Origin of the sequence: Bradyrhizobium sp. SHOUNA76, assembly GCF_023006445.1 — a bacterium.
GTDB lineage: Bacteria > Pseudomonadota > Alphaproteobacteria > Rhizobiales > Xanthobacteraceae > Bradyrhizobium.
Window position 1 is genome coordinate 1 of sequence record NZ_JALBHA010000134.1, and the last position, 13,015, is coordinate 13,015.

Consider the following 13,015-nt stretch of genomic DNA (forward strand, 5'->3'; position numbering starts at 1 on the left):
CGCAAAGCCGGCACCGGCCCCGCCACCTGCACCTGCGGCGGATGCATCAAACAACCAAGACGACATCGACGCGCTGCTGGCGGGGCTCGATGCGGCCACGCCTGCGCCCGAGGTCCGCGCGCCCGAGCCTGAGCCTGAGCCCGAACCCGACGTGCTCGAATTGACCGACGAGATGGCGATGGATCCGACGCCGCCTCCGCCGCCACCGAGCTTTCGCAAGGTCGAGCCGCGCGACGATCTCGAATTCGCCGAATCGCCTCCGCCGCGTCCAACGCCGCCACCGTCCTACGCGCCGGTGGACTTCGAAGCCCCGCCGCTGCCGCCGCAGCAGCCAATCCTCGCGCAATCGACGGTCTCGGCGGTCGAATCCGCCTTCAACTCCCTGGCCCATACGGTGCTCAGCAGCAATGCGCGGACGCTGGAGGATCTGGTCAAGGAGATGCTGCGTCCGATGCTGAAGTCCTGGCTCGATGACAACCTTCCGGGCCTGGTTGAACGCATCGTGAAGGCCGAAATCGAGCGGGTCTCGCGCGGCGGCCGCTGAGGCGGGCGGTTCGGCCCCGATATAGCCCTGCTCCCAGGGCATATTCGGCCTGCGGACCGGGCCGAATGCCCTTTGCCGCTGAGCTTCCCGTTGACTTGACCCGCACACGCGGCTTTCTAGCAGCCCCATGATCGAGAAAAATTACCAGCCCGCCGATATCGAAGCCCGCATGTCCGTGGTGTGGGAGGACAGCCTTGCCTTCAAGGCCGGTCGCCCCGACCGCCGCGACGCCGTGCCTTTTACCATCGTGATCCCGCCGCCGAACGTGACGGGCTCGCTGCACATGGGCCATGCCCTCAACAACACGCTGCAGGACATCCTGTGCCGGTTCGAACGCATGCGCGGACGCGACGTGCTGTGGCAGCCCGGCACCGACCATGCCGGCATCGCGACCCAGATGGTGGTCGAGCGGCAGCTGATGGAGCGCCAGCAGCCCGGCCGCCGCGAGATGGGCCGCGAGAAATTCCTGGAGCGGGTCTGGCAGTGGAAAGCCGAGAGCGGCGACACCATCATCAACCAGCTCAAGCGGCTCGGCGCCTCCTGCGACTGGTCGCGCGAACGCTTCACCATGGACGAGGGCCTCTCGAAAGCCGTCGTCAAGGTGTTCGTCGAGCTGCACCGCGAGGGGCTGATCTACAAGGACAAGCGGCTGGTGAACTGGGACACCAAGCTCTTGACTGCGATCTCCGATCTCGAAGTGCAGCAGACCGAGGTGAAGGGTCACCTGTGGTACCTACGCTATCCGATCGAGGGCAAGACGTTCAATCCCGAGGATCCCTCGAGCTTCATCGTCGTCGCCACCACGCGTCCCGAGACCATGCTCGGCGATACCGGGGTTGCGGTGCATCCCGAGGATGAGCGCTATCTGAAGCTGGTCGGCAAGAACGTGATCCTGCCGCTGGTGGGCCGCAAGATCCAGATCGTTGCCGACGACTATTCCGATCCGGAAAAGGGCTCGGGCGCGGTGAAGATAACGCCGGCGCACGACTTCAACGACTTCGAGGTCGGCAATCGCCACGGCCTGCGCCGCATCAGCGTGATCGACAGGGAAGGCTGTCTCGATCTCGTCGACAACGAGGACTATCTTCGCGATTTGCCGGAAGGCGCCGGGCAATTCGCCGAGGAATTCCACAAGGTCGATCGCTTTATCGCGCGCAAGCGCATCGTCGAGCGGCTGGACTCGTTCGGCTTCGTCGAGCGGATCGAGCCGCACACCAACATGGTGCCGCATGGCGATCGCTCCGGCACCGTGATCGAGCCGTATCTGACCGACCAGTGGTACGTCGACGCCAAGACGATGGCCAAGCCCGCGATCGCAGCGGTGCGTTCGGGCGAAACGTCGTTCGTGCCGAAGAACTGGGAAAAGACCTATTTCGAATGGATGGAGAACATCCAGCCCTGGTGCATCTCGCGCCAACTCTGGTGGGGCCATCAGATCCCGGCCTGGTACGGACCTGACGGCAAGGTGTTCGTCGCCGAGACCGAGGAGGAGGCCGTCAGCCACGCGCTCGGCTATTATGTCGAGCAGGAAGTCATCACGGCCGAGCAGGGCCGCGAGATGGCGCTCGACCGCAACAAGCGCGAAGGCTTCATCACCCGCGACGAGGACGTGCTCGACACCTGGTTCTCCTCGGCGCTGTGGCCGTTCTCGACGCTCGGCTGGCCGGAAGACGCCCCCGAGGTGCAGCGCTACTACCCGACCAACGCGCTGGTGACCGGCTTCGACATCATCTTCTTCTGGGTCGCCCGCATGATGATGATGGGCCTGCACTTCATGAAGGAGGTGCCGTTCTCGACCATCTACATTCACGCCCTCGTCCGTGACGAGAAGGGCGCCAAGATGTCGAAGTCGAAGGGCAACGTCATCGATCCGCTCAACCTGATCGACGAATACGGCGCGGATGCGCTGCGCTTCACGCTGGCCGCGATGGCGGCGCAGGGGCGCGACATCAAGCTCGCCACCAGCCGCGTCGAGGGCTATCGCAATTTCGCGACCAAGCTCTGGAATGCGTCCCGCTTTGCGGAAATGAACCACTGCGCCGTGCCCGACGGTTTCGAGCCGGCGAAGGCGAAGGAGACGCTGAATCGCTGGATCGCGCATGAGAGCGCGCACACCACGCGTGAGGTGACCGAGGCGATCGAAGCCTATCGCTTCAACGACGCGGCAAGCGCGATCTATCGCTTCGTCTGGAACGTCTATTGCGACTGGTACGTCGAGCTCGCAAAACCCGTGCTGCTTGGTCCGGACAGTCCCGCCAAGGACGAGACCCGCGCCATGGTCGCCTGGGCGCGCGACGAGATCCTGAAGCTGCTGCACCCCTTCATGCCCTTCATCACCGAAGAGCTGTGGGAAGTCACGGCCAAGCGCGACGGCCTGCTCGCATTGGCGCAATGGCCGCTGAAGCGGGCCGAGCCGACGCCGGAGCAGCTTGCGATGCTGGCTGCGACGACGGGGGTGACCGATCCGCTCGTCTCGCCGGCCTGGGTGCTGCCGATCTTCGACCATGCCGACTTCACCGATCCCAAGGCCGAAGCCGAGATCGGCTGGGTGATCGACCTCGTCACGCAGATCCGTTCGGTGCGCGCCGAGATGAACATCCCGCCGGCGACGCTGACGGCGCTGGTGCTTGCTGGCGCCTCGACTGAAACGAGGGAGCGCGCGCCGCGCTGGACCGACGTCATCAAGCGCATGGCCCGGCTGTCGGACATCTCCTTCGCCGACCGTGCGCCCGACGGTGCGGTCCAGTTGCTGGTGCGCGGCGAGGTAGCCGCGCTGCCGCTCAAGGGCGTGGTCGACGTCGCCGCCGAGCGCACGCGCCTCGACAAGGAGATCGGCAAGGCCGACGCCGACATCAAGCGCGCCGAGTCCAAGCTGGCGAACGAGAAATTCGTCGCCAACGCGGCCGAAGAGGTCGTCGAGGAGGAGCGCGAAAAGCGCGAGGCCGCGCTGGCCCGCAAGGCCAAGCTGCTCGAAGCCATGGAGCGGCTGAAGCAGGCGTCGTAGCCGCGCCGTCATTCCGGGTCGGCTCGAAGAGCCGAACTCCGGTGCGCAATTGCGCACCTGAGAATCTCGAGGTTCCGGGTTCGCGTCTTTGACGCCCCCCCGGAACGACAACTACTTCGGAAACGGCTTGCTGAGAAACTTCGAGCCTCTGACGCCGTAGCGCCAGGGCAGCTCGACCGCCTTGGTGATGCCGATCCGGATGCCGGTCGCGACCTCGATGTCCTCTGTCCGCGCATGCAGCGCGATCGGCGACCGGTCCAGCGGCAGGGCGTTGTGCGCAATGGTGATGCCGAGCGCTTCGGTCAGCTTGCCAGGGCCCGAGCACAGCGCCTGCAAATCCTGGAGATGACGGCGGCGGCGCATCGCGGCGAGTCCATGGGTGGGCTCCAGCGCGCGGATCAGCACGGCGCTGGCCGAGCCTTCCGCCTCGCAGACGAAATTGACGCACCAATGGATGCCGTAGGAGCGGTAGACATAGGCAAAGCCCGGCGGGCCGAACATGATCTGGTTCCGCGGCGTCGGGCCGTTGTAGGAGTGCGCCGCCGGCTCGGTATGATGATAGGCCTCGACCTCCACAATGATCCCGCCGACGCCGTCCACCAGCATGGTGGCGCCTATCAGGTCGTGAGCGACCTCGCGGACGTTGCGATCGAAAAAGCTGCGCTTCAGCGCTTTGCCGAGCCGCGGTAGTGAAGTCTTCGGGATTGGAGCCATTCGAGGTGAGAATCGCTTGAGAACAGAGCAGGATATTGCCCATATCTGCCATGTTCCCTGAAGTGGTGCGAGCCGGGTTGCGATGCCTGGCGAGACCGACTAGGTAGGACCTGAACAGACCGGACACCCCATGGTCGTTATTGTCGATACCATCTCGAACCCGCTGCGCCCGCGCCACCCCGAAAAGGTGAACCGGCCTGATTCCGCTTCCCCGCCGAAGCCGGACTGGATCCGTGTGCGCGCCCCCAATACCCGCGGCTACGCCGACACCCGCAACATCGTGCGGGCCAACGGCCTGCACACGGTGTGCGAGGAGGCTGGCTGCCCGAACATCGGTGAGTGCTGGGACAAGAAGCACGCCACCTTCATGATCATGGGTGACACCTGCACCCGCGCCTGCGCCTTCTGCAACGTCAAGACCGGCCTGCCGAATGCACTTGACGCAGCCGAGCCGCAGAACGTCGCCGAGGCGACCGCCAAGCTCGGCCTTGCCCATGTCGTCATCACCTCGGTCGACCGCGACGACCTCACTGATGGCGGCGCCCAGCATTTCGCGGAGACGATCCGCGCCATCCGCGCTGCGTGCCCTTCGACCACGATCGAGATCCTGACGCCCGACTTCCTGCGCAAGGAAGGCGCGCTCGAAGTGGTCGTTGCCGCGAAGCCCGATGTCTTCAACCACAATCTCGAGACCGTGCCGTCGCGCTATCTCACGGTGCGGCCCGGCGCGCGCTACTTCCATTCGATCCGGCTGTTGCAGCGGGTCAAGGAGCTCGATCCCACCATCTTCACCAAGTCCGGCATCATGGTGGGCCTCGGTGAGGAGCGCCACGAGGTGCAGCAGGTGATGGACGATCTGCGCTCGGCCGAGGTCGATTTCCTGACCATCGGCCAGTATCTTCAGCCGACCCGCAAGCACCACGCCGTGATGCGTTACGTGCCGCCGGACGAGTTCGCCTCGTACGAAAAGGTCGCCTACACCAAGGGCTTCCTGATGGTGTCGGCGAGCCCGCTCACCCGCTCGTCGCATCACGCCGGCGAGGATTTCGCGAGACTGCAGGCCGCGCGGGCCGCGACCGCCCGCTGAACCGCCATGCCCAAATTTTCGAGCAAGCGCCGTGTCAATCACAGCGCCTCCGAGATGTTCGATCTGGTCGCCGACATCGAGCGCTATCCGGAGTTCGTGCCGCTGTGCAGCGCGCTGAAGGTGCGCCAGCGGATGGCCAAGCCCGACGGCACCGAGGTGCTGGTCGCCGACATGACGGTGTCGTTCAAGCTGGTCAAGGAGTCCTTCACCAGCCGGGTGACGCTGGATCGCGCCAATCTGAAAATCCTGGTCGAATATCTGCAAGGTCCGTTCAGTAATCTCGAAAACCGCTGGACGTTCGAGCCCAAGGGTGAGGGCGTCTGCGACGTCGGTTTCTTCCTGTCCTACGAGTTCAGGAGCCGCATGCTGGCGTTGCTGATGGGCTCGATGTTCGATGCCGCCTTCGCGCGATTCTCCATCGCGTTCGAAAAGCGGGCGGATGCGATCTACGGGCGGCCGAAGCTGGCGTCGACGTAGCTGTTACAACTCCCGTGTCCCGGACACGCTGCAGCGCGTAGCGTTGCTGCGCAGAGCCGGGACCCAGAGCGCCGCAAAGCATGGGCCCCGGCTCTGCAGCGCACCGCTGAAGGAGCGCTGCGCTGCGTCCGGGGCACGTGTGCGTCACCCTTCAATCCACCGCCTTCACCACATCCGGCGGCTGCGAGGCGTAATACGCCGCGGCCTGCTCGATCTCCTGGGGCGTCATGGCTCGGGCGATGTTGCGCATTTGCTGGCTGATGTCGTTGCGCCGCTCGCCTGTGGCAAAGGCCTGGAGCTGCGCCTTCATGTAGGCCTCGGACTGACCCTCCAGCCACGGGCTGCCGGTCTTGTTGTCGAGACTGCCATGGCAGGAACCGCAGGGCGCGATCCCGCGCATCGGCGCGCCGTAGATGACGATGTTGGGTTTCGGCAGTTGCGGTGTCGGGTGGTAGGCCGGAAGCCGCGGCAGATAGGCGTAATAGTTCGAGAGATCCGCGATCTCCTGGTCGGTGAGGTTGACCGCAAACGGCGACATCACGGCATTGGTGCGCGCACCCGAGCGGAAATCGTGCAGCTCCTTGTAGATCACGGCAGCATACTGACCAGCGAGATTGGGCGAATCCGCCCGGCTGATGCCGGTCGGGCCGTGGCAGATGGCGCAACGCTGCGCCAGCGTCGCGCCGCGGCCGATCGCCTCCTGGCTCGGGCGTGACAGCGTATTCGAGGTGAGCACGACCTCGGTCAGCCGCTTGGTCTGCTCGGGCGCCGTGACGCTGGCCGCACGCTGCGGCACGCCGGCGGCGCTGCAGATTGCGTCCCAGACATTGGCGAATTGCACCCAGGGCTGCGCGAAGGGCAGCACGATGAAGCCGGCAATCGCAGTCACGATCAGGATCGCGGCGGTGATGCCGACGCCTCGCGTGAAATGCGGATTGCTGAAGGTGAAGAGGTCGCGCGCGCTCATCACTGCGCTCCCACATAGACGGCCGGCACCGACGTGCCCGAACTCAGCGCCAGGTTCAGGATCGGATAGCCGTAATTGGTGAGGGTGAGGGCGATCATCAGCGCCACCCACAATGCATGCGTATTGAGCGCGACGGGCACCGTCCTCGGTTCGTGCACGGCGAGCGCAAAGCGGTAGGGCCCGGCGTCGGCCTGAGGCGCGCGCATGCCGCGCGCCAGGATGACGATGAACATGATGCCCGACGCCAGCAGGATGAAACCGCCGATCGCCGAGAGGGTGACGGAAAGCGCCTGTGGCGCGATGCCGGGATCGCCGAAATCGAAATAGGCCATGCGGCGCGGCATGCCCAAGATGCCGACCCAGTGCCAGGGGAACGTGGTGACGATCATGCCGACGAACCACAGCCAGAGCTGGCTGCGCATCAGGCGGATATCGATCAGCTCGCGCCCGGTCAGATGCGGCCACAGATCATAGGCGATCGCAAAGTACATGATCACGATGGCGCCGCCGAAGATCAGGTGGAAATGGCCGGTGATCCACTGCGTGTTGTGGATCGACGCATCGAGCTGATAGCTCATGTTGATGAGGCCGCCGGCGCCGCCGAAGCCGAGCATGACGAAGGAGAACGCCAGCGCCAGCATCATCGGATTGTCCCAGGGCAGGGCGCCGATCCAGCCGAACATGCCGCGGCCGCCGCGCAGCCGCGCCGCGATCTCGACCGAGGCGCAGATCGTGAACACCGTCAGCAGCGTCGGCAGCGCCACCAGCGCCGTGAAGGCCGAGTGGATGAACTTGAAGCCGGCGCCGACCTGCGGATCGGCGAAGGTGTGATGCATGCCGATCGGCATCGCCACCACCAGGAACAGGATGAAGGAGATCCGCGCCATGCTGTCGGAATAGACCCGGCCGCCGATCGCGCGCGGAACGATGGTGTAATAGGCGATGTAGGTCGGCATCAGCCAGAAATAGACGATGGCGTGCAGCGTCCAGGAGAAGAAGATGCGGGCGAGCCCGGCATCGATCGTGTTCTTCAGCCCCGCCGCGACCGGGATGATCTGCAACAGCAACTCGAGCGCGGCGCCGACCGCAGTCCAGGCCCACAAATAAGAACCCGCGACATTGGCGAACATCGCGAGCGGCACGGGCGCGCCGGGATGAGCCTTTCGCCAGACCCGCAGATTGATCGACATCAGCGCGACCCAGATCCACGAGCCGACCACGACCAGGACCACGCCGAGATAGTAGAAGACGTTGCCGATCAGCGGCGGATAGAAGGTGTAGAGCACCGAGGCGCGGCCGAGCGCGATCGGGATCACCGCCATGATGCTGCCGGCGACGATCAGCCAGAATCCGGCCCAGGCCCAGCGCACGCCGACCAGGCGCTGCTGCAGCGCGGATTCGCTGATGGCATAGCCGAATCCCATCGCGACCAGCGTCGGGAACACGTAGCCCATCACCGTGCCGTGCGCGGTCAGCGAGCGGTAATAGAGCTCGGGATTGGACAGCCAGGTGCCGATTGGGCTGCGGATGAACATCTGCCAGGCGCCGAGCGTGAGCGCGATGCCGAACACGGCGAAGGCCAGCCAGAAATGGGCGAGGATGAGCTTCCTATTGACCAACACAGCTCAGCCTCCCGCCAGCCTTGGCACGACCCGCGAATTCGGTCTTGTCGATCACCTTGACCTTGCCCCACATGCCCTCGTGGCCAAAGCTGCAAAACTCCTGGCAGGGCATCAGGTAGTCGCCGGTGCGCGTAAAGCGCATGAGCTGCTCGGAAATGTAGCCGGGCACCAGCATGGTGTTGACGTTGGTGCCCTGGATCAGGATGCCATGCACGACGTCGGCGCTGGTGGCACGCAGCGTGATCGGCGTGTCCACGGGCACCACGATGCAGGCCGGCGTGAAGGAATATTGCTGCCCGATCGCGCGCACGGTCACGTTGCCGCTTGTCTCCAGTACGCTGCCGAGATTGCTCTCGACGAATTCGCCGGACAGATGCAGCCGCGAGGGATCGGTGATCTCGACGCGCGGCTGCGGCATGGTCGCGCGGTGGATGCCGGCAAAGGCCGCCAGCAGCGCCATCATCACGATGATGATCACGGCAATGGTGGCCCAGCGCCGCTCGACGCGGGCCGCGACCTCGGCGCTGCCATGGGTGTCTTCTGTGCTCATTGCAGCGATCCGCGCGGCAGGAACACGAACAGATAGAAGGCGAACCACATCGCGACGACGCAGGCCGTGGCGATGCCGGCGAGCACGATCGCGCCGGACGGCCCCTGCGCAACGACATCCTCGACGGCCTGGTCGGCGGCGGCTGGGCTGGTCGGCGGATCTGAATTGATCATGTGATTTCTCAGTTCAGCGGTGCGGAGCGCAGCTCGTTGGCCTCCCGCGCCGAGACCGGCGTGCCGCGATTGCCCCAGGCGGTACGGATGTAGGAGACGACGGCGGCGATCTCGTTGTCGGACAATAAACCCGCGAAGGGTGGCATGCCGTAGGGCATCGGGTTGCCCTTGGTGCCCGGCGGATAGCCGCCATTGAGCACCATGCGGATCGGATTGACCGCCGACTGCATCTCGATTGACTGGTTGTTGGCAAGCGGCGGCCAGTGCGGCGGCTTGCCTTCGCCCTGCAGCCCGTGACAGCTCGCGCAGTGCTTGTCGTAGACGGTCTTGCCGAGGCTGACCAGCAGGCTGCTCTCGGTGGTCGGCAGCGTCGAGCTTGCCGGCGGCGGAGGCGAGGGCTCCGCGATGCCCTTGAGGTACACGGCCATCGCCCTGGTGTCCTCGTCGCTGAGATATTGCAGGCTGTTGTGCACGACCTCGGCCATCGGGCCGTAGACGACGCCGCGCATGGAGACGCCGGTCTGGAGCAGGTCGGTGATGTCCTTGATGCTCCAGTCGCCGAGCCCGGCCTCGCGGTTGGACGTCAGCGAGGGCGCGTACCAGTTCTGCATCGGGATCAGGCCACCCTTGAAGGCATCCGATTGCGAGGTGCCGCCGAGCGCGTTGATCGGCGAATGGCACATGCCGCAATGACCGAGGCCCTCGACAAGGTAGGCCCCGCGGTTCCATTCGGCGGATTTGGTCGGATCAGGTTTGAACTCGCCCTCTGAGAAGTACAGCGTGCGCCAGCCGAGGATCAGCTGGCGGTTCGAATAGGGGAAGCGCAGATCGTGCTCACGATTCCGCTGGTTCACGGCCGGGATTGACTTCAGATAGGCGAAGATCGCCTCCGTGTCGGCTCGCGTGACCTTGGTGTAGGACGCGAACGGCATTGCCGGATACATCAATCCGCCGTCCGGAAAGCGGCCGTAGTGCATCGCCTTGTAGAAGTCTTCGGCAGTCCATTTACCGATGCCGGTATCGCGATCCGGCGTGATGTTGGAAGAATACAGGGTGCCGAACGGCGTCGGCATGGCGCGTCCGCCGGCAAAGGTGTGGCCCTCGGGCGCTGTGTGGCAGGCGATGCAGTCGCCGGCGCGCGCCAGATATTCGCCGCGCGCGACAAGGCTATCAGGGTTGGACTTCGGCTGTGCCTCGGCGGACGAACCGGCGAAAAGCAACAGCCATACGGCAAGGATTGGTGAACACGATCGCAATTCCGTCTCCTCAATCCGGTTCACTGCCGCAGGCGAACGGCAGCACATACGTACCCTTCGGCGCCGGCGCGATGTTCACGGGCGCAGGGCGGCTCGCGAGCCACGCCGCGACCGCCGTCACGTCGTCCTCAGTCAGCCGGGCCGCGACCTGCTGCATGCAGTCCGGCGCTTTCGCGGTGCGCGTACCATAACGCCACGCTCCCAGCTGCGCGCTGATGTAGTTCGGGCGCAGTCCGAGCAGGCCGGGAATTCCCGGCTCCATTCCGGTCAGGGCGGGGCCATGGCAGCTTCCGCACGCCGGAATCTGTCGCTGCGGATCGCCGCGCGACACCAGCGACTGGCCGTGCTGCAGCACTTCCTTGCTTGCATCGCTGGCTGCCACGGGGGGCAGTGGTGGATGCTGATCCGCAAAATAGTCGGCCATCTGCTGCAAATACGGATCGGGCAGGAATTCCAGCAAATAGTTCATCGGCGGATACTTTCGCCGGCCATTCTTGAAGGCAAGGAGCTGGTTGTAGAGATAGCCGGCCGGCTTGCCGGCAAGCCGCGGGAAATAGACGTCGTTGGTGCCTTCGCCTTGGTTGCCGTGACAGGGCGTGCAGGCCTCGACCCGTGCCGCCATTGTGTCCGGCGGCTGGTTGGCCGTTTGTGCAACCGCATCAAACGCGGCCAAGGTGGCAATGGCGACGGCCAGAGCAATGGTGCGAGCGAACACTCTCGTCACCTCCAAAAACGGGATCGGTTGATTCCGGATCACAACGTAGCGGAGCATTATTGCGCCAATATGGTCCTGCGCAAGACCGGCCACGCGTGATGACGTTTGGTCGCGGTGTTCGCATGTGCGATCACGATCGAATTCGACAAAACTTGCGTGCTTCTTGAAAACCGAGCATAACGCAGCAGTCTCGCGACAGGTCCTGCCCGAGTCTTGCGCGGTCATGTCACCCTCTTTTGTCAGAGGGTGCAGGGAAGACCGGATGCCGGCTGGGCACCCGCGGTCCACTGTGCGAAGGTTGCGCTACAAGAGGCTGCACAGCGGCATACAGGTGAAGCCAAACAACCGGCCTTCCCTGCGCAGTGGTTTGATGGCTTATGCCGAGCTCTCCCCGGGGAGCGATGCACTATTGCCCCCGTCGCCTTGCAGATCGCTGACGCGCGCACCCGGTCGGGCCGCCGCATCACCGCAAGACTTGACGCACAGACCCCGGGCGTCAGGACGACACGGTTTTGCCGTACGCTGATTGCACCGGTCGTGTGCGCGAAGGCTCCTCGCTCACGGTTGCCCGCCCTGCGATGCCTCTCGCGCCGGTGCTGCCAGCGTCCACCACGGCTCATCCCGCGTTTCGTGACGATCGCGATACGCCCCTCTGACTGGGGATGAGGTGGCGGGACACTGCGACAAATCAGAAATTCTGTAAAGGCGAATATTTTCGCTTGCGCAGATTGACCAGCCAATTGGATGTTTTGCCCGTCGGGCAACGCAAGGGCTTGTAGGTGCGTAGGGTGGATTAGCCGAAGGCGTAATCCACCGCGTCTGCCGATGTGGAGACAGAAGCGGTGGATTACGCTTCGCTAATCCACCCTACGAAGTGTTTCGTGCCGTGTTCCCTCGACCACCTCAGGGATCATTTCGCACCGCTGCGAGTTCTCTCCGGATTGTCCGGGCTGGAGCCGCCATGACCATCAATTTCGACACGCTGAAGGCCTCGCTCGTCCTGTATGGCCTGAACGCGATCTACGCGATCCTGTTGCTTGCGATCGGCTGGTATCTGTCCGGCGCCATGCAGCGTTTCGTCACCCGCCTGCTGAGCGTCACGCACCGCGTCGACCCGCTAGTGACCCTGTTCGTAGGCAGTCTTGCGCGCTACGGTGTGCTCGCGGTGGTCGGCATCGCCGTGCTCCAGCTCTTCGGCATCCAGACCGCGAGCCTTGTCGCCGTGCTGGGCGCGACATCCCTCGCCATTGGCCTGGCGCTTCAAGGCACGCTCTCCAATCTCGCCGCCGGCGTGATGCTGCTGCTGTTCCGGCCCTTTCATATCGGTGATGACGTCGAGGTGGCCGGCAAGGCGGGGAAGGTGAGGTCACTGTCCTTGTTCATGACCGAGCTGGTCGCGCCCGACAACACGCAGATCCTCTTGCCGAACGGGCAGGTGTGGGGCGCGGCCATCGTCAACCACAGCGCCTATTCCGGCCCGGGCGAGATCAAGGTCGCGTTTCCGGTCAGGGCCGGATCGGTCAATGCGCTGGCGGATCAAATCCTGAAGGAGCTGCGTCAGGACCCACGCGTCGACGATCACGCGGCGCCGTCGGTCAATGTGTCGAAGGTGATCGCCGCCGATCCTGCAGCGCCGGTCGTGGAGTTGACCGTGAGCGCAAAGGTGAAGCCGTGCGATGCCGACGCAGTGAAGCAGCGTGTGCTGGATCATGCCAGCGCGTTATTGGCGGCCGCATGAGCCGCGCAGGGCGGATTAGCCGAAGGCGTAATCCGCCAAGTCTCTCTCCGCGGCGACAGACGTGGCGGATTACGCCTCGCTAATCTGCCCTACGAACAACGGCTTTCGGTTTAGCCCCGCGGCGAGCGCGGCGGCCTGCGCTTCACCGCGTGCCGGCGCGGCGAGCGG

Annotated in this window: 12 protein-coding genes; 5 read left to right on the forward strand and 7 right to left on the reverse strand. The window is 64.7% G+C overall.

All coding sequences use genetic code 11. The features are described from left to right. Both MOV74_RS16565 and MOV74_RS16570 read left to right on the forward strand, forming a co-directional pair. The coding region (locus MOV74_RS16565; RefSeq protein ID WP_246924389.1) for a PopZ family protein at window positions 1-544 on the forward strand (544 nt) is incomplete at its 5' end. A 127-nt stretch (window positions 545-671) separates the two neighbouring features. Further along, a complete protein-coding gene (locus tag MOV74_RS16570) occupies window positions 672-3,548 on the forward strand; it encodes a valine--tRNA ligase (RefSeq protein ID WP_246924393.1) in 2,877 nt (958 codons plus the stop codon). A gap of 111 nt (window positions 3,549-3,659) precedes the next feature. On the opposite strand, the gene MOV74_RS16575 is transcribed toward MOV74_RS16570, so the two are convergent. Further along, on the reverse strand, window positions 3,660-4,262 hold the full coding sequence (locus tag MOV74_RS16575) for a DNA-3-methyladenine glycosylase (RefSeq protein ID WP_246924396.1): 603 nt from the start codon (window positions 4,260-4,262) through the stop codon (window positions 3,660-3,662). Window positions 4,263-4,392: 130 nt separating this feature from the next. Here MOV74_RS16575 and lipA point away from each other — a divergent pair, with 130 nt between their 5' ends. Next, complete coding sequence (gene lipA / locus MOV74_RS16580) at window positions 4,393-5,349, forward strand: lipoyl synthase (RefSeq protein ID WP_246924399.1); 957 nt, start codon at window positions 4,393-4,395, stop codon at window positions 5,347-5,349. Window positions 5,350-5,355: 6 nt separating this feature from the next. After that, on the forward strand, window positions 5,356-5,826 hold the full coding sequence (locus tag MOV74_RS16585) for a type II toxin-antitoxin system RatA family toxin (protein WP_246924402.1): 471 nt from the start codon (window positions 5,356-5,358) through the stop codon (window positions 5,824-5,826). A gap of 151 nt (window positions 5,827-5,977) precedes the next feature. Here MOV74_RS16585 and MOV74_RS16590 read toward each other — a convergent pair whose 3' ends face one another. The 6 genes from MOV74_RS16590 to MOV74_RS16615 are packed head-to-tail and all read right to left on the reverse strand — an operon-like array spanning window position 5,978 to window position 11,109. Then, window positions 5,978-6,793 carry a cytochrome c gene (locus MOV74_RS16590; RefSeq protein WP_246924406.1) on the reverse strand — a complete coding sequence of 272 codons (816 nt, stop codon included), beginning with the start codon at window positions 6,791-6,793 and terminating at the stop codon, window positions 5,978-5,980. Then, window positions 6,793-8,415: a b(o/a)3-type cytochrome-c oxidase subunit 1 gene (locus MOV74_RS16595; RefSeq protein WP_246924409.1), complete on the reverse strand. Its 1,623-nt coding sequence runs from the start codon at window positions 8,413-8,415 to the stop codon at window positions 6,793-6,795. Before MOV74_RS16595 ends, MOV74_RS16590 begins: the two co-directional genes overlap by 1 nt. Then, window positions 8,402-8,965, reverse strand: a complete 564-nt coding sequence (locus MOV74_RS16600) for a cytochrome C oxidase subunit II (RefSeq protein ID WP_246924411.1) — start codon at window positions 8,963-8,965, stop codon at window positions 8,402-8,404. The genes MOV74_RS16595 and MOV74_RS16600 overlap by 14 nt, the downstream gene beginning before the upstream one ends. Further along, the gene (locus tag MOV74_RS16605) at window positions 8,962-9,138 is read right to left on the reverse strand and encodes a hypothetical protein (protein WP_246924414.1); all 177 of its coding nucleotides are present in this window, start codon (window positions 9,136-9,138) and stop codon (window positions 8,962-8,964) included. Before MOV74_RS16605 ends, MOV74_RS16600 begins: the two co-directional genes overlap by 4 nt. An 8-nt stretch (window positions 9,139-9,146) precedes the next feature. Beyond that, window positions 9,147-10,361, reverse strand: coding sequence for a cytochrome c (locus MOV74_RS16610; protein ID WP_246924419.1), 1,215 nt, complete (start codon window positions 10,359-10,361; stop codon window positions 9,147-9,149). Between the two features lie 43 nt (window positions 10,362-10,404). After that, on the reverse strand, window positions 10,405-11,109 hold the full coding sequence (locus MOV74_RS16615) for a c-type cytochrome (protein WP_404979151.1): 705 nt from the start codon (window positions 11,107-11,109) through the stop codon (window positions 10,405-10,407). 961 nt (window positions 11,110-12,070) lie between these two features. Between MOV74_RS16615 and MOV74_RS16620 the strand changes: the two genes are divergently transcribed. Then, window positions 12,071-12,847, forward strand: coding sequence for a mechanosensitive ion channel family protein (locus tag MOV74_RS16620; RefSeq protein WP_246924417.1), 777 nt, complete (start codon window positions 12,071-12,073; stop codon window positions 12,845-12,847). Window positions 12,848-13,015: the final 168 nt, after the last annotated feature.